Raw genomic sequence first — 24,037 nt, forward strand, 5'->3', positions numbered from 1 at the left:
GCGCCAAGCTCTGGATTGATCAGGCGATGAATTTTTCCCAATACCTCAAGCCTGCGCTCGGCACGGTGTTCTTCCTCGCCCTCGCGATCGCCTATTACGCGTTCGAGCACCGCTCCCATCCGGAGGAGAAGGAGACGCCGGGCCAGGCGCTGGTCGTGGTGACGAAGTCGACCAATGCCTGCTTCTCCGACATGGTCCGCGTCACCGGCTTCATCGTGCCGCGCCGCGAGGCGCAGGTGAATGTCGACCAGGACGGCTCCAAGGTCACCGACGTGCTGGTCCGCGAGGGCGACACCGTCACCGAGAACCAGGAACTGGCGCGGCTGACCCCGCCGCCGCAGCAGGCCGCACAGGCCAATGCCAAGCCGCTTGTGCTGCGGGCGCCGGCGGCCGGCCTCGTCACCGAAGTGCGCACCGCGCCCGGCGCGCCGGCCTCGCCGCAGGCGCCTCCGATGTTCAAGATCTCGATCAACAACGAGATCGAACTCGACGCCGAGGTGCCGGGCTTCCAGCTCCTGAAGCTCAATCCCGGCGCCAATGTGCGGATCAGCCGCGACGATGCGCCCGACATGGTCGGCAAGGTCCGCCAAATCTCGCCGCAGATCGACCGCACCACCCAGCTCGGGCACGTCCGCATCACCATCAACAACAATCCGACGCTGAAGGTCGGCATGTTCGCGCGTGCCAATATCGACGCCAAGCGCTCCTGCGGCGTCGCGGTGCCGCGTACCGCGATCGACCGCCTGACCCTGCAGGTCGTGAAGGGCAACACCGTCGAGACCCGCAGGGTGCGCGTCGGGCTGACCTCCGACACCTCGACCGAAATCCTTGAAGGCCTCGACGTCGGCGAAATCGTCGTGGCCGACGCTGGCACCTCGCTGCATGACGGCGACCAGATCAAGACCATGTTCGCCGACGAACTCGATCGCACACGATCACGGTAATTCGGGCACGCTAATGGCTTTGAACATCTCGGCATGGTCGATCCGGAACCCGCTTCCCTCGATCGTCTTCTCGATCATCCTGCTCGTGCTGGGCTGGGTCTCCTTCACCAAGCTTGCGGTGACGCGGCTGCCGAGCGCCGACATTCCGGTGATCTCGGTCGCGGTCTCGCAATTCGGCGCCGCGCCGTCGGAACTTGAATCGCAGGTCACCAAGACCATCGAGGACGGCGTCTCCGGCGTCGAGGGCGTGCGCCACATCTCCTCCTCGATCACCGACGGCCTGTCGGTGACCACGATCCAGTTCGCGCTGGAGACCAACACCGACCGCGCGCTCAACGACGTCAAGGATGCGGTGACGCGCGTGCGCGCCAATCTGCCGCAGAATGTCACCGAGCCGTTGATCCAGCGCGTCGACGTGATCGGCCTGCCGATCGTGACCTATGCTGCGATCTCGCCCGGCAAGACGCCGGAGCAGCTGTCCTATTTCGTCGACGACGTGGTCAAGCGCGCCCTGCAGGGCGTGCGCGGCGTCGCCCAGGTCGAGCGCATCGGCGGTGTCGAGCGCGAGATCCTGGTCTCGCTCGATCCCGACAAGCTCCAGGCGGTGGGGCTCACCGCGGTCAATGTCAGCCAGATCCTGCGCGGCACCAATGTCGACGTCGCCGGCGGCCGCGCCGAGATCGGCAAGAACGACCAGGCGATCCGCACGCTGGCCGGCGCCAAGACGCTGAACGAGCTCGCCGGCACCATGATCCCGCTGTTCGGCGGCGGCGAGATCCGGCTCGACGATCTCGGCACCGTCACCGACACCATCGCCGACCGGCGCACCTTCGCCCGCTTCAACGGCGAGCCGGTTGTCGCGCTCGGCATCAAGCGCTCCAAGGGCGCCAGCGACGTCGTCGTCGCGGCCGCGGTGCAGAAGCGGATCGACGCGCTGAAGGTGGCCTATCCCGATGTCGACCTGAAGCTGATCGACACCTCGGTCGAGTTCACCAAGGGCAATTACGAGGCCGCGATCTCGACCCTGTTCGAGGGCGCGATCCTCGCCGTGATCATCGTGCTGCTGTTCCTGCGCGACATGCGCGCCACGATCATCGCGGCGGTCTCGCTGCCGCTGTCGATCTTCCCGGCATTCTGGGCGATGGATCTGCTCGGCTTCTCGCTCAACCTCGTCTCCTTCCTCGCCATCACGCTGTCGACCGGCATCCTGGTCGACGATGCCATCGTCGAGATCGAGAACATCGTCCGCCACATGCGGATGGGCAAGACGCCCTATCGTGCCGCCCTCGAAGCGGCCGACGAGATCGGCCTTGCGGTGATCGCGATCTCGCTCACCATCATCGCGATCTTCGCGCCGGCGAGCTTCATGTCAGGCATTGCCGGGCAGTTCTTCAAGCAGTTCGGCATCACCGTGTCGGTGCAGGTGTTCTTCTCGCTGCTCGCCGCGCGCTTCGTTACGCCGATGCTGGCCGCCTATTTCCTCAAGCATCATGACCACGACGATCCGCCGCCCGGCCCGATCCTGCGCGGCTATCACAGCCTCGTCACCTGGTCGGTGAAGCATTACTTCGTCACCGTGCTGATCGGCTTTGCGATCTTCGCCGCGTCGATCTGGAGCATCACGCTGCTGCCGCAGGGCTTCCTGCCGGCGCAGGACACCGCGCGCTCGCTGCTCGCGATGGAGCTGCCGCCCGGCTCGCAGCTTGCCTACACCGAGAAGGTCACCGAGGAGATCGTGGCGCGGCTGCGCAAGCGGCCCGAGGTACGAAGCGTGTTCGTCGATGGCGGCCGGGTGCCGCCGGGCCTGCAGGAGGTGCGCCGCGCCGCGCTGATCATCAACTACACGCCGAAGGCCGACCGCAAGATCACCCAGCGTGAGCTCGAACTGTCGATCGGCAAGGAGCTCGATAACGTCCCGGATATCAGGTTCTGGTTCCTCGACGAGAACGGCCTGCGCGCGATCTCGCTGGTCGTCACCGGTACCGACAGCAACATCGTCAACAACGTGGCCAGCGAACTCGCGACGCAGATGAAGCGGATTCCGATCATCGCCAACGTGATCTCGGAGACCGCGCTCGACCGGCCCGAGCTGCGCATCCGCCCGCGCGCCGAGCTCGCGGCCCGGCTCGGCGTCTCGACCGAAAGCCTGTCGCAGACCATTCGCGTCGCCACCATCGGCGACGTCGGCCCGGCGCTGGCGAAGTTCGACGCCGGCGACCGCCAGGTGCCGATCCGCGTCCAGCTCGAGGACAATGCGCGCAGCGACCTGCAGATGCTGGAGCAGCTGCGGGTGCCGCTCGGCCAGCGGGGCGAGCGCGGCGGCGTGCCGCTCTCCGTCGTCGCCGACATCCAGCTCGACCAGGGCCCGACCAGCATCAACCGCTACGACCGCGAGCGGCAGGCCACCGTCGCCGCCGACCTTGTCGGCAATGCCGCGCTCGGCGACGCCACCAAGCTGATCTACGACCTGCCGGTCATGAAGACCCTGCCGAAGGGCGTGCGGGTCAGCCCGTCCGGCGACGCCGAGAGCCTCGCCGAGCTGTCCGACGGTTTCGCCACCGCGATCACCGCCGGCCTGATGATGGTCTATGCCGTGCTGGTGCTGCTGTTCGGCACCTTCCTGCAGCCGATCACCATCCTGTTCTCGCTGCCGCTCTCGATCGGCGGCGCGATCGGCGCACTGCTGTTGACCGGCAAGCAGCTCACCACGCCGGTGTGGATCGGCATCCTGATGCTGATGGGCATCGTCACCAAGAACGCCATCATGCTGGTGGAGTTCGCGGTGGAGGCGATCCGCGACGGCAAGGCGCGCGAGGAAGCCATGATCGACGCCGGCATGAAGCGCGCCCGCCCGATCGTGATGACCACGATCGCGATGGCCGCCGGCATGATGCCGTCAGCGCTTGCGTTCGGCGCCGGCGGCGAATTCCGCTCGCCGATGGCGCTCGCAGTGATCGGCGGCCTGATCTTCTCGACCGCGCTGTCGCTGGTGTTCGTGCCGGCGATGTTCATGGTGATGGATGATGTCGGCGGCCTGATCTGGCGCTTCGGCAAGCGGCTCGTGGTCTCGCATGCCGACCACGAGCTGACCCCGAACGAGCACCAGTCCGACGACACCAAGCGCCCGCCCGGCCCGCCGAACATGATCTCGCCCGCCGCGGAATGAGCTGAGGCCGCGCCTCGCCAGCGGTGCGACCCGTACGAGATGACGTACTCCAAAATATCGAAAACAACCCCATGCAAAGGAGCCGACGGCGGCCGGAATCCGACACGGCGAATCCGACACGGCGACTTGACACGTCGGGCAAATCAGCGATATTTTTCCATTATTCCGAAATCGTGGTGTGAGTCTACGACTCCTCCAACACGTCGTCCCTGCCTGGTGCGCAATTGCGCACGGGAGCAGGGACCCATACGCCGCGGCGGACCTTGTTGCAGCGACTCGTCGTTCCAGCATCGCCCAACGATTGGCAGCTGTGGTTATGGGTCCCTGCTTTCGCAGGGACGACGGTAAGGAAGGATATCGATTCAGGGCGTTACACCAGGCGGTGTCATCGCCTGCGCATGCGGGTGATCTCAAGTTCTAATACAGCCGCGTCCGATAGGCCTCTTCCATCGCCTTCTCGGCGACTTCGACCTCGATCGCGGCGGTCTGCTCGGCGATGATCCGGCCGAGCGTCGGAAAGCTGTGGCGCTCGACTTGCGCGGCGGGATTCCAGAGCTTCGAGCGCATTAGTGCCTTGCCGCAGTGGAAGTAGGTCTCATCGACATGCACCTTGAGCCCGATGATCGGCGTGACGTTCTGCACCGTCAGCGGCGTCAACAGATCCGCCTCCTGCGAGATTTCGGCCCGCCCGTTGACGCGCAGCGTTTCGTTGATGCCGGGCACCATGAAGATCAGCCCGATCCCGGGCGACGCGATGATATTGCCGAACGTATCGACCCGGTTGTTGCCGCGCCGATCCGGGATCAGCAGCGTCTTGTCGTCGAGCACGGAGACGAAGCCCGGCGCATCGCCGCGCGGGCTGGCGTCGGCATGACCCTTGCCGTCGCTGGAAGCGATGACGAGGAACGGCGACAGCGCGATGAAGTCGCGGCAGAACTTGTCGAGATGATAGAGCACCTTTTTCTCGGCGAGCGGGCTCAATTGCCCGAAATGCGCACGAAGATCCTCGTGCGATTTGACCGGCGGCTTGCCGCCCGCACTCTGGTCACCCATAGCGAACCTCCCGTTTGGTTTGTCTCAATTCGTTGAGCATGATCTCCGCGCAAACGCTCCGCGTTTGTCGCGAGGGAACACCGCTTCGCACTTTTCCGGATCATGCTCTATACCGCGTCGATCCCGCACCAGCTCGCGACGAAGAGGGCGTAGGCCTTGGTCACCTTCTTCAGCGAATCGAGCTGGACCCGTTCATTGAAGCCGTGCGCGTTCTCCATCCTGGCGCCGAAGCAGAATGCGGGAACACCATAATCCAGGCCATAGAAGCGCGCATCCGTCAGCGCGGTCGAGGGAAAATCCGTCAGCTTGCGCCCGAACACATGCTCGTAGACCGAGCCGAGGACCGCCTCGCTCTCCTGCACCTCGGTCGCTTCATAGCCCGGCGACAGGAAGCCGGACCAGACGATCTCTGGCGGATTGTTGGCGAGGAACGGATGGGCCCTGGCAGCCTTGGTCACGCACTCGACGATCTCGGCCTGGCAGTCGGCGATTTTCCATCCCGGCAGGATTCCGATCCGGCAATCGACGTCGCACCACGCCGGCACGCTGGAGGCCCAATCGCCGCCCTTGATGATGCCGGGATTGAAGTTGAGCGGGTGATGCACCGCGCCGAAATGGCGATGCGACTTGGCACGTTCGTTCCACTCCGCCTCGAGCGTGTCGAGATGGCCGATCAGATGATAGGCGGCGCGGATAGCGTTGGAGCCGGTGCCGGCGCGCGCAACATGGACCGGGATTCCGCGAACCTTCAGGCGAAACCAGATCACGCCGACCTGGGCTCGCATCAGCCGTTCCTCGGTCGGCTCCGGCAGCAGGCAGGCATCGGCACGGTAACCTCGCTGCAACGTCGAGAGCGCGCCGAGACCGGTGCTCTCCTCCTCGATCACGGATTGCAGATGGATGCGGCCCTTCGGCGCAAAGCCCGCGGCCTTCACCGCATCGAGCGCGTAGAGCGCGGCAATGGTGCCCGACTTCATGTCGCCGGTGCCGCGGCCATAGAGCCAGCCGTCCTCGACCACCGGCTGGAACGGCGGCCGCTCCCACATGTCGAGCGGCCCGACCGGCACCACGTCGCAATGCCCCTGAAGGATCAGCGAACGCCCCTCCTCGCGCGCCGGCCGATAGGTGCCGACGACGGTCCGCGCGCGGGAAAAATCGGTCTCGACCGGTCCGTAGCCGGGCAAGGTCTTCAGCTCGTCCTGATTGATGACCCAGTCGTCGACCTCATAGCCGCGCTCGCGCAGCAGCTTCGCGAACATGTCCTGGCACGGACCTTCCTGGCCGCGCGTGCTGGGAATCGACGAGAAGGCGATCGTGGTCGCGAGCTGCTGCTCGAAGGCGGCGTCGACAGCCGCCTCGATGCGCTCGCGCGCGCCGGCCGGAAGGGGAACTGAACGGCTGTCGGTCATGAATTGATCCTTGCTGTGGGGCGTGTAACGGCCACGGCCGCAAAGCCCGGCTGGTCGAAGAAATCGCGCCCGGGAACCGCGTCGAGCAGATCGCGAGTGTAGGCCTGGCGCGGCGCGGTGAACACTTCGGCGGTGGTGCCTTCCTCGACGATACGCCCCTTTTGCAGGACGATGACGCGGTCGGCGATCTCGGCGGCGATCCGCAAATCGTGTGTAATGAAGATCATCGCAAGCCGCATCTCCTGGCGCAGCTCGGCGAGCAGCGCCAGCACCTGGGCCTGCACCGAGACGTCCAGCGCCGACACCGCCTCGTCGGCGATCAGAACCCGCGGCTTCAGCGCCAGCGCCCGCGCGATGCAGATGCGCTGGCGCTGGCCGCCCGAGAACTCGTGCGGGTAGCGATCGGCGGCGGTCGCCGACAGGCCGACCCGCACCAGGAGCTTGTTCGCCTGGGCCATCGCCTCGGCCCGCGACGTCTCATAGGCCATCGGTCCGCGCGCGATGGCATCGCCGACCTTCTGGCGCGGATCGAGACTGGCAAACGGATCCTGGAACACGATCTGGAGCTGGCGCCGCGCCTGGCGCAACGCCTCGCCGCGCAGCTGCCGGAGATCCGCGCCGCCAAAGCGGATGGCGCCGGCGTCAGGTTCGGTGAGCCGCATGATCATGCGCCCGAGCGTCGACTTGCCGGAACCGGATTCACCGACCACCGCAAGCGTCTCGCCCTCGTGCAGCGTCAGTGAGATGCCATCAGCGGCGGTCACCTCGCGTGGCGGCTGCAGCCAGCCGCGCTTGACCCGAAAGGTCTTTTGCAGGCCGATGACCTCGAGCAGCGGCTCGGGACGCAGGATGGCCTCGTGGATGTCGGCGAGGCGCGCCTTCGGAACCGCGTCGATCAGTTCGCGCGTGTAGGCGGCCTGCGGATTGCGAAGCACCTCGCTGGCCGTGCCCTGCTCGACCACCTTGCCATGGCGCAGCACCACGACGCGATCGGCAACGTCGGCGACAACGCCGAAATCATGGGTGATCAGCAGCACGCCCATGCCGCGCTCGCGCCGGAGATCGTCAATCAGGCGCAGGATCTGGCGCTGGGTCGTGACATCGAGCGCGGTCGTCGGCTCGTCTGCGATCAGGAGCTCGGGGCGGTTGGCCATCGCCATCGCGATCATCACGCGCTGGCGCTGGCCACCGGAAAGCTCAAACGGGTAGCTCTTTTCCAGCAGCTGCGGATTCGGCAGTCCGACCTGGGTCAGCAGCGTCAGCACCCGCTCGCGGAGTTCGGTCGCCGAGGGCGCAGGCCGCTGGTGCGCCAGGATCATCTCCTCGATCTGCCTGCCGACGCGCTTCAGCGGATTGAGCGAAGACAACGGCTCCTGAAAGATCATCGCGGCGTTGCCGCCGCGCAGCTTGCGGAGAGCGCGGCCGTCGAGCTTCGACGGATCCTGCCCTGCGACCGCCACGGCGCCGGACGCGATGTCGACGCCCCGCGGCAACAGCGACAGCACCGCATGCGCGATCATCGACTTGCCGGAGCCGGACTCACCGACCAGGCAAACCACTTCGTTTGGCTTGATCTCAAAGGAGACGTTCTCGACCGCGAAGGGCCGATCACCGCCCTCGGGGAGCGCGATCGAGAGACCATCGACGGCAAGAACAGGCGCACCGGACTGCATGGCTTCGCTCATGAGCGGCGCCTCGAGACGCGCGGGTTGAGGACATCAGACAGTCCCTCGCCGAACAGGTTGATCGCCAGCACGGTGACGAGGATGGCGAGGCCGGGAAACACGCTCATCCACCACGCGTTCCGGATCACGGTGCGGCCCGCGCCGATCATGAAGCCCCACGACATCAGATTGGGATCGCCGAGCCCCATGAAGGACAGCGCGCTTTCCAGCAGGATCGCAGTGGCAACCGTCAGCGACGTCACCACCAGGATCGGCGAGATCGCGTTCGGCAGGATATGGCCGAGCACGATGCGCCAGGTGCGTTCGCCCTGGCACAGCGCGGCCTCGACGAATTCGCGGTGCCGCAGACGGAGGAATTCGGCGCGCGTGAGCCGCGCCAGCGGCGGCCAGCTCACCGCGCCGATGGTCAGGATGATCGTGAGCAGCGACGGATTGAAGGTCGCGACCAGCAGGATGGCCAGCACGAAGGCTGGAATGGTCTGGAACAATTCCGTCATCCGCATCAGCACCAGATCGACCTTGCCGCCGAAATAGCCTGAGATCGCGCCGATCACGACGCCGATCGCCATCGCCGCGAGCGCTGAGGCGATGCCGATCAGGAGCGACACGCGTGCGCCATAGGCGACGCCGGCGGCGACGTCGCGGCCGAGCGTATCGCCGCCGAGCCATAATCCGTCCTCGCCGGGCGGCGTGAACGGCGCGCCGACCATCTCCCAGGGCGAGACCGGAAACGCGATCGGCGCAACGATCGCGACGACAACAACGACGAGCAGCAGGACGAGGCCGATCATTCCGCTCGGATGACGCAGGAAGGCGCGCACCGTGTCCATCACGCCGCTCCCGTGGTCATGCGGGGATCAATCAACCGGTAGACCAGGTCGGTGAGCAGGTTGAGCGCGATCACGACGATCGAGAGGATCAGGAAGATGCCGAGCAGGACCGGATAGTCGCGCTGCAACAGTGCCTCGAAGGTCAAGCGGCCAAGGCCCGGCCAGGCAAACACCGTCTCGATCACCACAGCGCCGCCGACCAGCGCGCCGGCCTGCATGCCGGCGACGGTGACGACCGGCACCAGCGCATTGCGCAGCATGTGGCCGACCACGATGCGCGTTCCGGACAAGCCCTTGGCGCGCGCGGTCTTGATGAAATCCTGCTGCGCGACCTCGATGATCGAGGATCGCATCAGCCGCGCATAGATCGCCAGATAGATCGCCGCCAGCGACGTGACCGGCATGATCATGTGTTTCATGATGTCGAGCGCATGCTCGACCGGCGAGAGCTGGACGTTGATGGTCTCGTAACCGAACGGCGGCAACCAGCCGAGCGTCACCGAGAACACCAGCACCAGCATCAGGCCGAGCCAGAACACCGGCGTCGCGTAGAGCACGAGCGAGAGCACGGTGAACACCGTGTCGAGCACGCTGCCGGCCGCGAGCCCGGCCAGCGCGCCGAGCGCGGTGCCGATCAGGAGCGCGAGGCAAAACGCCGTGACGGTCAGCAGCAGCGTCGCCGGCAGCCGTTCGAGGATCAGATCAACGACCGGACGACGCTGGCGATAGGAATAGCCGAGGTCGAGCCTGATGACGCGGCCGAGGTGGCTCACGAGCTGCACGAAATATGGCTTGTCGAGGCCATATTCCTTGCGCAGGTCGTCGAGCAGTTTTGGATCGGACGCGCCGGATTGCCCGGCCATGACCTGGGCCGGATCGCCGGGCGCGGCGCGCACCAGCACGAAGTTGAACGTCGCGATGACGAGGATCACGGCGACGAGCTGGGCGATGCGGCTGACCGCCTGAAGTCCGATCGCCGCGGCGCTGCCGAGCCGGGTCACGATTTGTAGACCGACCCGAAGGTTTCGTGCGAGCCGATGCCCGTCGTCACGATGTTCTTGAACGCCTTGTCGTAGATGATGGGATATTCGATCTCGAGCGTCCAGGCCACCGGCACATCCTCGACCAGGATCTGCTGGACCTTGCTGTAGAGCTCCTGGCGCTTGGCCTCGTCGAGCGTCACCGCGGCCTCCTCGAACAATTTGTCGACTTCGGGATTCGAATAGCCCTGCGTGTTGGAGAACAGGATGCCCTTCTTGATGTTCGACGAGACGTAGGTGCGGGCAACGCCGAGCGCGGGATCGCCGAGCTGGTAGAGCAGATTCTGGGTCATCTCATAGTCCCAGTTGCCGACCTTTTCGGCCCAGCCCGCCATGTCGGTGCCGACAAGCACGAGATCGATGCCGACCCGCGCGAAGCTCTGGCGGAAGAACTCACCGGAGCGCTGATAGACTTCGCCATAGGGCGGCACGATGTACTTGATCTCGGCCCGCTTGCCGTTGGCGCCAGGCTTCAATCCCATGTCGTCGAGCAGGGCCTTGGCCTTGTCGACCGAGAACTCGTAGCGCTTCACGTTCGGATCGTAGAACCGCGTCTTCGAGGAGATCGGCCCGGTCGCCACCTTGGCATTGCCGAAATAGACCCGCTTGCTGAACGCCTCGCGATCGATCAGGTGCATCACCGCCTGCCGGAACCGCTTGTCGTTCATCGGCGCGATGCGGTTGTTCATTTCGAGCCACTGATGCGGCGCGAAATACTCGTAGCCCCTGGTGGTGAATTCGAGGTTCTTCTGCGCCTTGAAGCGCTGCACGTCATAGAATTCGACGTCGGACCATTGCACGAGCTGCACCGTGCCGTTCTCGAGCGCCAGCGCGCGCGAGGCCGCATCCGGAATCACGCGGTAGACGATCTCGTCGAGATAGGGCTGGTCCTTCTGATAGTAGCCGTCGTGGCGGACGAGATGAACATGCGAGCCGCGCACCCATTCCTTCAGCTTGAAGGGGCCGGTGCCGATCGCCTTGTCGTTCTCCGGGTTCTTGCGGTAGTCGGTGCCGTCATAGATGTGCTTGGGTACGATCGGTGCAGACGTGCAATCGAAGCAGCCGATGAAGGGCGCGAACGGCTGCTTCAATTTGAACACGACGGTGAGCGGATCGGGCGCCTCCGCCGACGCCACGCGGGCGAAATTTTGCCGTGCGCGCGGATGCGTCTCCACCAGCAGCTTCATGCAGCTGAAGACCACGTCCTCCGAGGTCATCGGCTTGCCGTCGTGGAAGGTGATGCCCGGAAACAGCTTGAACGTATAGGTCAGGCCGTCGGGCGAGATCTCCCAGGACTGCGCCATGGCCGGCATCGGCTTGAGATCGGCGCCGTATTTCAGCAGGCCTTCGTAAATCTTGCCGCCGAGCGTCAAGGTCGGCTGCTGCTGGTTCAGCGCGGTCACCAGGACCGGCGGCTCGGGCTGGATGATGGTGTTGAGCGTCCCACCGCGGGTCTGGCCCGCCGCCCGCGTGATGCCGAACGGGATGGCTGCACCGCAGGCCAGCATTGCCTTGGTGAATTCGCGTCTGTTCATCGGACCTCTCCGTCTCCGCGCTCGCACATTCGATTTCGGCGAATGCCGCGGGGTGAGGCATTGTTGCCAAACGCCATATCCCGCGCTACCTGAAGGGGGACAACAACCATCGCGATCGGGCCAAGTGGCCCGGAAGATGCATGAGCACCCTGCGAAAACGACGATCGATCAGGAGCTCACGACACTTGAAAGTCGCAGCGCGACGAAATGACACCACCGGCTTGCGCGTTTGCCGCAAGCAATCGGGTCCCGCAGCCGCCGCGCACTATGCCGGACAGCTGCAACAGGTCGAACGGCCGCTCGCGGCGATGGCGGCCTCCTATCCGAACGAAAGCACCAGCGCGCGGCACGCGCACCGACGCGATCAATTCATCCTGCAGACCGCGGGCGTGACCTCGATGATGACCGAGCGCGGCCATTTCGTCGTGCCGCCCGGCCACGGCCTGTGGATTCCGGCCGGCGTCGCGCACCAGTCGCGGGCATGGGGCGAGGTCGAGATCCAGACCATCTATGTCACGCCTGACCGCATCAGGAATGCTCCGGCGACATGCCGCCTGATCAAAGTCTCCGCGCTGGTCGAGGCGTTGATGGAAGAAGCGGTGCACATGCCGACCCGTTACGATCCGGAAGGGCGCGACGGCAGGCTGGTCGATTTCCTGCTCGACGAGATCGGCAGGATGCCGGAAGTGTCGCTGCATGTGCAGGTGCCGCCCGATCCGCGGCTCGCCGCGATCTGCGAAGCCGTGCTGGTCGATCCGAGTTCCGATCTCACGCTCGACGAATGGGCCGATCGCTGCCAGCTCAGCCGGCGGACGCTGACGCGTCTGTTCCGGCGTGAGACCGGCCAGAGCTTTGCGGCCTGGCGCCAGCGGGTGCGGCTGCTCGAAGCGCTGGCGCGGCTCGGCGCCGGCGAGGCCGTCACCTGCGTTGCGCTCGACGTCGGCTATGAAAGTCCGAGCGCTTTCGCCGCGATGTTCAAGCGCGAGCTCGGCGCCGCGCCGCGCCAGTATCTGCGCTGGGCCGATCCCGAAGTGGTGATGCGGTAGGCGCTCGCGTCACGCATCTATCGAAATGCAAAACCCCTGCGGTCAACGGGAGAGACCGCAGGGGTTTGCAGGTGGATGGCGTGAGGCCAGCAAGGCTGGGTGTCACCCCAAGGACCGGCGGCCGGATGAAAGCGGTACCGGCCTCATCATGCAAGCACGTCTTTTAGGCAGGAGTGCGTCAACATCCGCAAGCAAAGCACGCGAGAGAATTGAATCTTCCCGCGCGCGTTGCATGCAGTCCGCTCTAGTCGTTGCGGGCGACCGCGGTCAGCTTGGTCATGTTGTGCAGCATGATCCGGCCGCGTTGCAGGTCGACGATGCCGTCCTTGCGCCAGGTCTGCAGCTGCCGGTTGACGCTTTCGCGCGCGGCGCCGACGAAGATGCCGAGCTGTTCCTGCGAGATGTGCACCTCGGAACCGAAATCCTCGGCCAGCGCGCACAGCCGCCGTGCGAGGCGGACCGGCAAAGGCTGCAGCACGGATTCTTCCATCCGCTCGCTCTGCCAACGAATTCGCTGGCACAGCAATTCGATCAGCCTGACCGCAACCTTCGGCTCGCGCTCGAGGAAGCCGAGGAAATCCTGCCGCCGCAACACGAATAGTTCGCTGGGCTCGCCCGCGGTCGCATCCGCGGTGCGGTCCTGACCGTCGAGCACGGCGACTTCGCCGAACAGGTCGCCGGATCCCATGAAGTTCAGTGTGAGCCGGCTGCCGTCGGAAGCACCGGTCTCGATCCGAATCTGGCCGCGGCGGACCCCAAACAGGGCATCGCCGGGATCGCCTTTCTGGAACAGCACCTCACCGGTCGCGAGTTGCTGGGTGTGGCAGAGGCCGGAAAGCCGCTGCAACTCGTCCGCACCGAGATCGGCGAACATCGGATTCATCTTCAGAATGACCGCAAATTCGGCCTGTTTGCTCATTGTACTGCCTTCCAAATCCTTCCGAGCAGTCCCCTGACGCCCGGTTAGCAAAAATCACCCTCATAAGAGTGTGGGAGAGGTCACATAAGTTCATGCGGTAACGGATTATTTTTCCGGTCATTGGAGCCAGATCCTGCTTGCGGGATAAACTCGTTTGATCGGCCGCGACTTTCTGCAACGGAACCCCGCTTGCCCGGCCTGGAACAGCGACATGAGAGCACTGAAATTCGCCGGGGCCGCCATCGCTGCCGTGATCGTGATCATCGCATTGGTGGCCGTGGTCGGGATCCCGTCCTCGTTCCTCACATCGACCATCACCGATCGGGTCGAGCGCGAGACCGGCTACAAGCTCACCATCAAGGGCGGCGCCAAGATCGGCCTTTGGCCGAAGATCAATCTGACGCTGAGCGACGTCGTGCTGCAGGACCCGCGCGGACGCGACGTCAACAACCGGTTCGCGGCAAGCAGCGTCGAGGCCGAGATGACGCTGTCGAGCCTGTGGTCGGGCCGACCCGACATCACCGACCTTTCGATCGTCAAGCCGGTGATCAACCTGCCGCTGCAGCGCGAGCGCACCCGCGACCACAATCCGCCGGCGAAATCCTCCGCGTCCGACGGCGGCGGCATCACGATCCGGCATGTCAGCGTCAGCGGCGGTACCATCGTCTTCGCCAATGTGCGCGACCGGATCGAGAGCCGGATCGAGACGCTCGATGCGGACGCGACCATCGGCGACGACCGCAAGATCGTCGTCACGGGTGACGCACGCGCCGACGACAAGCCGCTGAAATTCGAGATCCGCGCCACCGCGCCGCAAGCACCGCTGGAGCGTCAGAGCGTGCCGGCCGAATTCAGCATCGATGCGCCCGGCCTGTTGCCCGCGGCGATCAAGGCGAATGCGGAAGCGCGGCTGAACGGCACGGTGGTGATGTTCAACGGCGTCTCCGGCACGCTCGGCGACGGCGGCTTCACCGGCTGGGCCTCGGTCGATTTCGCCAGCAACAAGCCGCTGGTGAAGCTCGATCTCGACTTCCAGCACATTGCGATCGCGATGCCGCCGGGGCAGGCCGGCTCCACGCAGCCGCTGGGTACGAATACGTGGAGCAACGCGTCGGTCGATCTTGCCGGGCTCAACTATGTCGACGCACAGGCGCGCATCTCGGCGGCGGAGCTCGTGATCGGCGACGGCCGCTTCACGCAGGCGGCAATCGATGCGTCCATCGACAGCGGCGTGCTGAAGGGCCGGTTCGCCAGTCTCGGCGCCTATGAGGGCACCGCCGATGGCGACGTCACCATCGACGCGCGAGCTCCGAATCCAACCTACGCGCTGCGGCTCGACCTCGCCGGCGCGCGCGCGCTGCCGGTGCTGAAGAGCCTCGCCGAGTTCGACAAGCTCGACGGCAAGATGCAGGCCAAGATCGCGCTGACCTCGCAAGGCAGCAGCGAGCGCGCCATCGTCGGCAATCTCGCCGGCACCGCCTTCGTCGTGTTCCAGGACGGCAAGATCCTCGGCCTCAACGTGGCGCAGATGATCCGCAACCTCACCACCAGCACGTTGTCGGGCTGGCAGGAGAGCCAAGAGCTGTCGACCGATCTCAGCCAGCTCTCGGCCTCGTTCAAGGTCGACAAGGGCCAAGCCGTCACCACTGATCTCAACCTGATCGGCCCGCTGGTGAAGATGACCGGGGTCGGCACCATCGACCTCAACACCCGCCAGATCGGGTTCCGCGTCGAGCCGCAGCTCGTGATGACCACCGAAGGCCAGGGCCGCGCCGGCAATCCGGTCGGCCTCGGCATCCCCGTGATGCTTGAGGGACCCTGGGTATCGCCGCGGATCTATCCGGAGATGCAGGGCATGCTCGACAATCCGCAGGCGGCCTATGCCAAGCTCAAGGAGATGGGCAAGGGCCTGTTCGGGGCGAACGGCCAAGGGCTGAGTCAGGGCATCAACGGGCTGACCAATCTGCTCAACGGCGTGCAGGGCGGCGGCGCGCAGCCCGGCAGCAGCGGCCAGGGCGGCGGCGCCGGCCAGAGCAACCCGCTCGGCGGGCGGCTTGGCGACACCATCGGCAATTTGCTGCAGCAGGGCCTTTCCACCCTCAACCAGAGCAACGCATCGCGCCCGAGCCGCGACCTGAGCCAGCCCGCGCCGCCGGCCCCCGACCAGGCCCCGCCGCCACCGCCCCCTCCGCCCGGCGAGACCGCCGAGCAGCACGACAGTCCGGCGATGAAGGACGTGCTGCGTCAGCTGTTCAATCGCTGATATTCCCGGATATCCCCCGCCGATATGAAGGGATAACCATGCGGCCCGAGCGGCGGCCCCGCCCCGCCGATCCGTGCTAAATAGCGGCGGATCATGCGGCGCACCCGATTGGGGGCCGGACGAGGCTGGATGAACGCGGCTACGGACAAGGGCAAGAACTGGTTCCTGCGCGGCGGCCTGTTCGCCAAATATGTCCTCGCGCTGGTTGGCCTCGTCGTGTTCGTGCTGGCGGTCAACGGCGCGCTCGAGACCTGGATCAGCTACCGCGGCATCAAGGGCACGCTGACGGACGCGATGAGCGAGAAGGCGGACGCCACCGCCAAGCGCATCGAGCAGGCGATCTCCGACCTCGAGCGGCAAATCTCCTGGGTCACCCGCGCCTCCTCCAACACGATCGAGCTGCGCCGCGCCGACTACGCGCAGTTGCTCGGCCAGGTGCCGGCGGTGAGTCAGCTCAGCCTGATCAGCGGCCAGGGCCGCGAGCTGCTGCGGCTGTCGCGCCAGACCACCACCGTGAACTCCAACGCCGACTTCTCCCGCGATGTCAGATTCACCGAGACCATCGCCCGCGGCACCGCCTACGCGCCGGCGTATTTTCGCGACGGGCGGCCGTTCATGTCGATCGGCGAGCAGCATTCCGGCTTCAATGCCGGCGTCACCATGGCCGAGATCGACCTGCGCTTCCTCAATGACTATTTCGGCGACTCCCAGGTCGGCCGCCTCGCTCATGCCTATGTCGTCGACGGCAAGGGCCGCGTGCTGGCGAGCTCGTCGAAGGGTCCGGAGGTCGGCAAGGACCTCGCCGCGCTGCCGCAGGTCGCCGCGGTGCTGTCGCCTAGCGGCAGGCCGATCGTCTCCGGCGAGGATGTCGACGGCAACGCGGTGCTGACGACAGCAACGGCCGCGCCGAACCTCGGCTGGCACGTGTTCTATGAGCAGCCGACCGCGCAGGCGCTGTCGCCGATCCGCGACCAGCTGGTGCGCATCGCGCTTCTGATCGCGCTCGGCCTCGTGGTCGCGATCATCGCCGGCACGATCCTGGCGCGCCGCATGCTGGAGCCGATCACCGCGCTGCGCACCGGCGCGCGGCGCCTCGGCGCCGGCGATTTCGGCCATCGCATCGAGGTGAAGACATCCGATGAGCTGGAGGAGCTCGCCGGCCAGTTCAACAGCATGGCCACCCAGCTTGCCGAGACCTATTCCGACCTCGAGGCCAAGGTGAAGGAGCGCACCCGCGACCTCGCGCAATCGATCAACGAGCTGAAGGTGCTGGAGGAGGTCGGCCGCGCGGTGGCGTCCTCGCTCGACCTCAATGCGGTGCTGCCGACGGTCGGCGCCCGCGCGCTCGAGATCACCCATGCCGACGCCGTGCTGATCTATGGCTATGACGCCGCGCAACGCAGCTTTAACCTGACGCAATCGATCGGCATCGACGCTGCGACCGAAGGCCATCATCGCGCGATCGATGCGGCGAACAGCAGCCCGCTCGGCGAAGCCGCCGCGAAGGGCGAGCCGCTGGCGTTCCCGGATCTCACCGACCAGCCAAATCATCCGCTGCGCGATGTCGTGGTCGGCGCCGGCTTCCACTCGGTGCTCGTGGTGCCGCTGGTCGATCAGCAGGGCGTGCTCGGCGCGCTGGTGGTGCTGCGCAAGGCGGCCGGCGACTTCCCGGCGAGCCTGATCGGCCTGATGAAGACCTTTGCGCACCAGGCGGTGCTGGCGATGCGCAATGCGCGGCTGTTCACCGAGGTGGACCAGAAGAGCCACGCGCTGGAAGAGGCCAACGCCACCGTGCGCGAGCAGGCCGACAAGTTGCGCGAGCAGACCGAAGCGCTCAAGGACTGGAACAAGTCGCTGGAGCAGCGGGTCGAGACCCAGCTCGGCGAGCTCGAGCGCGTCCGCCGGCTCGAGCGCTTCCTGGCGCCGCAGGTGGCGCAGCTGATCGCCTCGTCGGACAATCCCGAGGGCCTGCTCGACAGCCACCGCCGCGAGGTCACCGTGGTGTTCTGCGATCTGCGCGGCTTCACCGCCTTCACCGAGGCAACCGAGCCGGAAGAGGCGATGAACGTGCTGCGCGAATATCACGCCGCGCTCGGCAAGCTGATCTTCAAGTATGAAGGCACCCTCGACAAATATGCCGGCGACGGCGTGATGATCCTGTTCAACGCGCCGATCCAGCTCGCGGACCACACTGCGCGCGCCGTGAAGATGGCGGTGGAGATGCGCGACACGGTCGGCCCGCTGACCGAGAAGTGGCGCAACCGCGGGCACAGTCTCGGCTTCGGCATCGGCATTGCGCTCGGCTATGCCACGCTCGGCCAGGTCGGCTTCGAGCAGCGGCTGGAATATGCCGCGATCGGCAGCGTCACCAACCTCGCCTCCCGCCTGTGCGGCGAGGCCAAGGCCGGCCAGATCGTGGTAAGCCGCCGCGTCTACGGCATGGTCGAGCCCTTCGTCGAAGGTCGCGCCATCGATGACCTCGTGCTGAAGGGATTCAATCATCCCATCCTGGCGGCGGAGATCCTGAGCTGGAAGGGCGAGCCATCAGCGGAAGCGGCGGCGGAATAGGCAAGACACGGCTCCCTCCCACGTCGTCCCGGCGAAAGCCGGGACGACACTGAATATGCGGCCCCGTTTCTGATTCAACTATCAAACAGCCAAGGGATAGACCCGAGGGGAGAAGCACACGCCCGCATCCTCGCGACGCGATCGCGCCCGAGTCATGCGATCAATCCAGCCTCACACAGGAGAGGGCGCAGGGAAGGCCGGGCGCCGATTGCCACGAGCCTCAAATCAACATCCGGTGAATCTGACTGCCTCCGCAATCACGATCACCACCACCTCCCACCCGTCCCAGGAATAACCCCTCCCCCGCATCGCTCGCGTCATGACGGGCGCGTGCGAACGCGCGTCCGGCGATAACAAGAACAAGCAGGATGGGTTTGATGACGGGTTTGGATGGGACGCACACGGCGTCGGTGGTGGCGCTGCATTGCTCGCTGGGGTCGGGACGGCAATGGACCAAGCTTGCGGCCGCGCTCGGCGGCGACCGGTTCATGGCGCCGGATATTTCCGGCTATGGCGTTGCCGCCGTCGGGCGCGACTGGCCGCGGACGCTGGATGGCGAGATTGCGCGGCTCGAGCCCTGGCTCACCAGGGCCGACGGGCCGTTCCATCTGATCGGGCATTCCTATGGCGGGGCGATCGCGTTTCGGCTGGCGACGGCAACGCCTTATGCGCAGTACATCCGCAGCCTTACGCTGATCGAGCCCGTCCTGCCTACGTTGCTCAGAGACACGCCTGCCGATGCGCGGCTGTACGACCGCTTCGCGCGGATCGCGCAGATCGTCTCAAGGGATATTGTCGATGGCGCCGTGATGGAGGCGGTCGAGGCGTTCACCGCGTTCTGGGCCGGCTCCGGGCCGCGCGAGCAGTTCTCGCCGAGCGGGCGGCTGCGGATGATCGAGCAGGCCGACAAGCTGCCTTGCGATTTCAGCGCCGCGCTCGACCTCGACGCCGTGGCGGAAGCCGCGCGTGCCTTGAAGGTGCCGACGCTGCTGATCTCGGGCGGGCTGTCGCCCTGTGTGACGCAGCGTATTGTCGCCAAACTCGCCGCGCTGATCGATGGCGCCGAGCTGCGGCATCTGCCGGGTGCCGGCCACATGCTGCCGGTGACGCATGCCGATCGGGTCAACCCGGAGATCCTGCGGCATATCTGGCGCGCCCAGGAGTTGGCGAAGCTGGAGCTGGCGGCGGATGCGGGGCCGGCCGAGGCAGCGCAGGCGGCTGGTTCGGCCCGGCGGCATCTGGTATTCAGGAGGCCCTCATTTTGGGAATAGTTTGCCAATGATTTTGCCTCGCACGCGCGCCCCAGCCCTTGCCGCCTCCGCGCTGCTCGTGCTCGCGGCCTCTCCCACGCTTGCCGCGGGCGAGGCCGACGCCGTGCCGAAGGGCGCGGCGGTGACTGTGCTGAAGGCCTCGAAATTCTGCTTCGGCAATATCGTCGAGGTCTCGGGCATCGTGCTGCCGCGCGATGAGCAGCAGATCCGGCCCGAGCGCTTCGGCTTGAAGGTGGCGGAGGTGATGGTCGATCCCGGCGACACCGTCACCGCCGGCCAAGTGCTTGCGAAGCTGACCGATGGGGCCAACTCGGTCAACGTCACGGCGCCGGTGGCGGGCACGATCTCCGCGTCGTCGGCGATTGTAGGCAGCCCGGCCTCGGGCAAGGACGCGCTGTTCTCGATCATCGCCAAGAGCGAGTACGATCTGGTCGGCATGGTGCCGACCCGCGACATCGCCAAGCTGAAGACCGAGCAGACGGCGCAGCTCAAGGTCCTCGGCGCCGGCGATCTCGATGGCAAGGTGCGGCGGATCGCGCCGACGGTCGAGCCGAACAGCCAGCTCGGCCAGGTGTTCATCGGCATCGGCGCGAACAAGCGGCTGCTGGTGAATTCGTCCGGCCGCGCCCAGATCAAGACCGGGCAGAGCTGCGGCGTCGCGGTGCCGCTGACCGCGATCCTCTATTCCACCGCCGGCACCGTGGTGCAGGTGGTGCGCGGCGGCCGCGTCGAGACGCGGCGGGTGGAGACCGGATTGATGTCGGCGGGCCAGGTCGAGATCCGCGACGGCATCCAGGAAGGCGACATCGTCGTCGCCCGCGCCGGCGCACTGCTGCGCGAGGGCGATCCGGTGCGGCCGGTGGGTGCGAGTGCGGATGCGAAATAGGGGTGTAGGCGACGCCACACTGACAGTGTCGTCCCGGGCAAGCCAACGGGTCGGCGCAAAGCGCCGCCCGATGACAGGCTCCGCGCGACCCGGGACCCATAACCACCAATGTGAATTGTCTGAAGAGCTGTAGCCACAGTGCACTTCAACAATGCGGCGCTATGGTTATGGGTCCCGGCTTTCGCCGGGACGACGTGGGGAAAGAGTCGGGCTCAGCCGCCGAGCTTGATGTCTTCCAGCAGCGAGGACGACACGCTCGGCACCTGCTCGCCTTCGCTGGCGCGCGAGATCGCGACGCGGGTCTTGTTGAAGGCGCTTTCGGCGCCGGCCTGGGCGTTGAGGTTGTTGAGCAGCTCGGAGACCAGCACGCTGTTCGGCGCCTTGCTATCGTCGGCGACCTTGCCCGGCGTTGCCGAGCTCAGCACGATGGTGTTCTCCGGCGGGCTGATCGGGGCGAGGCCGTGCGAGAACGCGCGGAAGCGGCGCTCATAGGGATTGCGGCGCGAGGCGTCGAGCACGACGAGCTTGGCCTTGGCGCCGCGCTCCTTCATCGCATCGAGCACGGACTCGACGCTGACGCCGGTGCGCTTGACGTCGACTTCCTTCCAGATCGTGGCATCGACCGGGATCATGTAGCTCTCGCGGCCGACCTGCACGCCGTAGCCGCCGAAGAACAGCATCACGACGGTGTCGGGGCGGATCTTGGCCTTCATGCGCTCGACCGCGCGGAACATGTCGTCCTTGGTCGCATCCTCGACCACGTCGACGTCAAAGCCCTCGCGGCGCAGCGCCGACGACAGGGTGCGGGCATCGTTGATCGGCTGGGCCAGCGGCGCCGCGGCGTCCGGATAATGGCCGTTGCCGATGATCAGCGCGAGGCGGGACGTGCCTGCCGGAATGCTGCCGGTCAGCTCGGTGGGGGCGATCTTGTCGCCACCCTTAGCGACATCGAGGGTGCGCTTGTTGAGCGCGGCATGGGCGCCAATCGCCAGCGACACCGTGCCGGCCACCGCCACGCAGACGGCGATGGTGCGGCGGGAAATGCGAAGCTGCCTAAGGTCCATAGCGTTCCTAAGTCCCAATTCTTATCCCGATGGCGCTCAAGCGAAGATCGCGCCAGTTAGTCGCGTCAAAGACGTTCAGGTTTAATGGGGTTGAGGTGTGTGTGCCGTTGAATTGAACTCAATTTGCGGCGCCGCAACAAACGCTCCTTTAACCCGGACGGCCGCTCGGGGCAACCCGAATTGCCGCATGCCGCCGCCCGGCAGAGGCCATTGACGCCGTTAAGATCCCGTTACGTGATCTCTGTCACATTTGTATTCTTCAGGGATTCATGTAGCTTTCCAAAGGCTTGCGAGTTTGGGGCAGAGCGACAGGAAACTCCGTCGGGCGGCGGCGTTAACCGGTTCCTCGGGAAAGGGGATTGTTTGAGCTTCTTGGGCCTTCACGAGATCGCAGGCGCGGTGTGCCGGTCGCTGACTGTCAAGAAGGACGGCCCGTCGCTGTACGATGTCTGCGACCCCGTGCTGCAGGCCTATCGCGGCGGCGATGCCCATCTCGGAAAATTCTACCGGACCGCGCTCGGCAATCCGCCGCTGCGCGCGCTGCTCCGCCGCACCGGCCTGCCCGCGCTCAACGATCCCGACCGCCTCTCCGGCCTGCGCGCGGCGCTCACCGCGGCGCGCGACGTCGAGACGCCGGACTGGGCCGCGATCGGCACGCCCGTCGCAGTATTGATGGACGGTATCGGTGTGCGCCATCCGGCACCGCCCGCCGCGACCGCACCTGGCCGCCCGCCGGAGATCGCCGAGATCGACCGCGTGATCCGCCTGACCGGCGCGCATCTGTTGCGCTCGTTCGGCAGGAACGGCTTCATCCCGACCTATGCCGCCTTCAACCTGATCGGCGACCCCGACGTCGGCGGGCGCGAGCTGCTGATGGCGCTGACCGGGCTGAACGCGCGCGGCTACAAGAACTCGACCTTGCTGTTCAATCTGGCGCGGATCTTCATCGCGCATTCGCCGGCGCGCGCGCTGATCAACCCGGCCTGGCGCGGCATCGCCGAGCCGATGTGGGAGCCGGTGCAGATCCGCCACCGCTCGGCCTATTACGACGCCTTCTTCACCGAGGCGCTGCTCGGCTTCGTCGAGACCGGGCTTGCCTCGCCGGATGAAGCTGTTACCGCGCGGCGCGCGATCGCCGACATGGTGGACTTCTGCCTCAAGACCAGCGCCGAGGAGGTGCCGTCGCATGACGGCTCGACGGTGAAGGTCATCACCGCGCTGGCGCCGGGCCGGCATCCGCGCTTCTCGCGCTTCTTCGCCCAGATCAAGCAGGATCTCGGCTTCGGCATCTATGTGCCGGACTGCGACACCACGGCGTGCTCGTTCTCGGCCGCGACCCAGGCCGGCTCCGACGACCCGATCCTGCAGCAGCCGCTGCTCGACTTCTACCGCGGCTACCAGGTGCGATCGGGCGCCAACGAGCCGCGCGTCACCGTGCCGCTCAACGATCATCTTGATTACGAGGGCGGCGTCGTCACCTGGATCGACAATCTCGCCGGCGAGCGGCCCTATGGCAACGACCTCGATCCGACGCTGAACCTCGACATCCTCGAGGTCTCGTTCCGCAACCTCGCCCGCTGGCAGATCATCGAGACGCCGCAGCGGCTGGAGACCGTGCATCGCGTCATCGCCTTCCAGAAAAATCTGGTCGAAAGCGGCGCGTTCAAAAATCCGCGCTCGCACATCTATTATCTGCCCGAACTCTATTCGGCCTATTTCGGCCGCTGCTATGCCGCCTTCGTCGCGCTGCCGCTGGCGGCGCAACGCATCATCGATCCCGGCAACGTGTTCGCGCTGATCCGCGCCCGCGTGCTCGGCTATGTCACGCACGAGCTGATCGCCCACGACATGAACCCGTTCGACGCCGCGCTGGCGCTGATGGCGCTGGCGCATCTCGGCGCCGAGATCTCGACCTTCACGCCGGCGCTGCACTGCATCGTGCAGGGCCTCGGCGAGGGCGGCCGCAAGGGGCCCTACCGGGCCTATGAGTGGAATAAGATGAAGACGCCGACCCGCATCCTGGTCGGCGGGCCGGAGGTGACCTCGGCGTTCGTGCTGATGGCGCTGGCGCTGGCGAAGCGACGAATGGCCGCGGTGTAGTTTCGTAACCCGGATGGAGCGCAGCGTAATCCGGGGTGTTGCCCGCCGACAAAGATTCCCGGATTGCGCGGAGCTTCATCCGGGCTACGGATAAAGACCAACGCCTCGTTGATACCCGATGACGCTGCGCTCTACTCATCCGGGCTGCGGGACTTCACCCTCCCCTGGAGGGGGAGGGTCGTATCGCGTCGCGCGAAGCAAGATGCGATATGGGGTGGGGTGATCTCTCAACACGGGCACTGCTCAAGTGGACAGACC

General features: G+C 66.0%; 16 protein-coding genes. 8 read left to right on the forward strand and 8 right to left on the reverse strand.

The window, feature by feature from the left end; all coding sequences use genetic code 11:
• Window positions 1-26 precede the first annotated feature (26 nt).
• Both ACZBJS_RS21790 and ACZBJS_RS21795 read left to right on the forward strand, forming a co-directional pair.
• A complete protein-coding gene (locus ACZBJS_RS21790) occupies window positions 27-944 on the forward strand; it encodes an efflux RND transporter periplasmic adaptor subunit (protein WP_028335192.1) in 918 nt (305 codons plus the stop codon).
• A gap of 13 nt (window positions 945-957) precedes the next feature.
• Window positions 958-4,110, forward strand: coding sequence for an efflux RND transporter permease subunit (locus ACZBJS_RS21795; RefSeq protein ID WP_057021104.1), 3,153 nt, complete (start codon window positions 958-960; stop codon window positions 4,108-4,110).
• Between the two features lie 417 nt (window positions 4,111-4,527).
• On the opposite strand, the gene ACZBJS_RS21800 is transcribed toward ACZBJS_RS21795, so the two are convergent.
• From ACZBJS_RS21800 to ACZBJS_RS21825, 6 genes are all read right to left on the reverse strand, one after another.
• Complete coding sequence (locus ACZBJS_RS21800) at window positions 4,528-5,163, reverse strand: pyridoxamine 5'-phosphate oxidase family protein (protein ID WP_076834761.1); 636 nt, start codon at window positions 5,161-5,163, stop codon at window positions 4,528-4,530.
• 107 nt (window positions 5,164-5,270) lie between these two features.
• Window positions 5,271-6,572 (reverse strand): ArgE/DapE family deacylase, encoded by a 1,302-nt coding sequence (locus ACZBJS_RS21805; RefSeq protein WP_316395455.1) that lies wholly within the window; start codon window positions 6,570-6,572, stop codon window positions 5,271-5,273.
• Window positions 6,569-8,257, reverse strand: a complete 1,689-nt coding sequence (locus ACZBJS_RS21810) for a dipeptide ABC transporter ATP-binding protein (RefSeq protein ID WP_316395454.1) — start codon at window positions 8,255-8,257, stop codon at window positions 6,569-6,571. The genes ACZBJS_RS21805 and ACZBJS_RS21810 overlap by 4 nt, the downstream gene beginning before the upstream one ends.
• Window positions 8,254-9,087, reverse strand: coding sequence for an ABC transporter permease (locus ACZBJS_RS21815; protein ID WP_057021099.1), 834 nt, complete (start codon window positions 9,085-9,087; stop codon window positions 8,254-8,256). Before ACZBJS_RS21815 ends, ACZBJS_RS21810 begins: the two co-directional genes overlap by 4 nt.
• Window positions 9,087-10,088 (reverse strand): ABC transporter permease, encoded by a 1,002-nt coding sequence (locus ACZBJS_RS21820; RefSeq protein WP_168859147.1) that lies wholly within the window; start codon window positions 10,086-10,088, stop codon window positions 9,087-9,089. The genes ACZBJS_RS21815 and ACZBJS_RS21820 overlap by 1 nt, the downstream gene beginning before the upstream one ends.
• Entirely contained in the window at window positions 10,085-11,662 is a 1,578-nt protein-coding gene (locus tag ACZBJS_RS21825) for an ABC transporter substrate-binding protein (RefSeq protein ID WP_463439122.1), read from the reverse strand. The genes ACZBJS_RS21820 and ACZBJS_RS21825 overlap by 4 nt, the downstream gene beginning before the upstream one ends.
• A 185-nt stretch (window positions 11,663-11,847) precedes the next feature.
• On the opposite strand from ACZBJS_RS21825, the gene ACZBJS_RS21830 reads away from it, so the two are divergent.
• On the forward strand, window positions 11,848-12,708 hold the full coding sequence (locus tag ACZBJS_RS21830) for an AraC family transcriptional regulator (protein ID WP_028335183.1): 861 nt from the start codon (window positions 11,848-11,850) through the stop codon (window positions 12,706-12,708).
• 244 nt (window positions 12,709-12,952) lie between these two features.
• Here the strand turns inward: ACZBJS_RS21830 and ACZBJS_RS21835 are convergent, their stop codons facing one another.
• Complete coding sequence (locus tag ACZBJS_RS21835; RefSeq protein WP_057021095.1) at window positions 12,953-13,627, reverse strand: Crp/Fnr family transcriptional regulator; 675 nt, start codon at window positions 13,625-13,627, stop codon at window positions 12,953-12,955.
• 211 nt (window positions 13,628-13,838) lie between these two features.
• Between ACZBJS_RS21835 and ACZBJS_RS21840 the strand changes: the two genes are divergently transcribed.
• From ACZBJS_RS21840 to ACZBJS_RS21855, 4 genes are all read left to right on the forward strand, one after another.
• Entirely contained in the window at window positions 13,839-15,890 is a 2,052-nt protein-coding gene (locus ACZBJS_RS21840; protein ID WP_316395453.1) for an AsmA family protein, read from the forward strand.
• A gap of 129 nt (window positions 15,891-16,019) precedes the next feature.
• Window positions 16,020-18,458 (forward strand): adenylate/guanylate cyclase domain-containing protein, encoded by a 2,439-nt coding sequence (locus tag ACZBJS_RS21845; protein ID WP_463439123.1) that lies wholly within the window; start codon window positions 16,020-16,022, stop codon window positions 18,456-18,458.
• A 377-nt stretch (window positions 18,459-18,835) separates the two neighbouring features.
• Window positions 18,836-19,729: an alpha/beta fold hydrolase gene (locus ACZBJS_RS21850; protein ID WP_316395451.1), complete on the forward strand. Its 894-nt coding sequence runs from the start codon at window positions 18,836-18,838 to the stop codon at window positions 19,727-19,729.
• Window positions 19,730-19,736: 7 nt separating this feature from the next.
• A complete protein-coding gene (locus ACZBJS_RS21855; protein WP_316395450.1) occupies window positions 19,737-20,615 on the forward strand; it encodes an efflux RND transporter periplasmic adaptor subunit in 879 nt (292 codons plus the stop codon).
• A 212-nt stretch (window positions 20,616-20,827) separates the two neighbouring features.
• Here ACZBJS_RS21855 and ACZBJS_RS21860 read toward each other — a convergent pair whose 3' ends face one another.
• Window positions 20,828-21,679 (reverse strand): caspase family protein, encoded by an 852-nt coding sequence (locus ACZBJS_RS21860; RefSeq protein ID WP_316395449.1) that lies wholly within the window; start codon window positions 21,677-21,679, stop codon window positions 20,828-20,830.
• 372 nt (window positions 21,680-22,051) lie between these two features.
• On the opposite strand from ACZBJS_RS21860, the gene ACZBJS_RS21865 reads away from it, so the two are divergent.
• Window positions 22,052-23,779 (forward strand): hypothetical protein, encoded by a 1,728-nt coding sequence (locus ACZBJS_RS21865; protein WP_316395492.1) that lies wholly within the window; start codon window positions 22,052-22,054, stop codon window positions 23,777-23,779.
• Window positions 23,780-24,037: the final 258 nt, after the last annotated feature.

The organism is Bradyrhizobium sp. KZN70725, assembly GCF_055264925.1.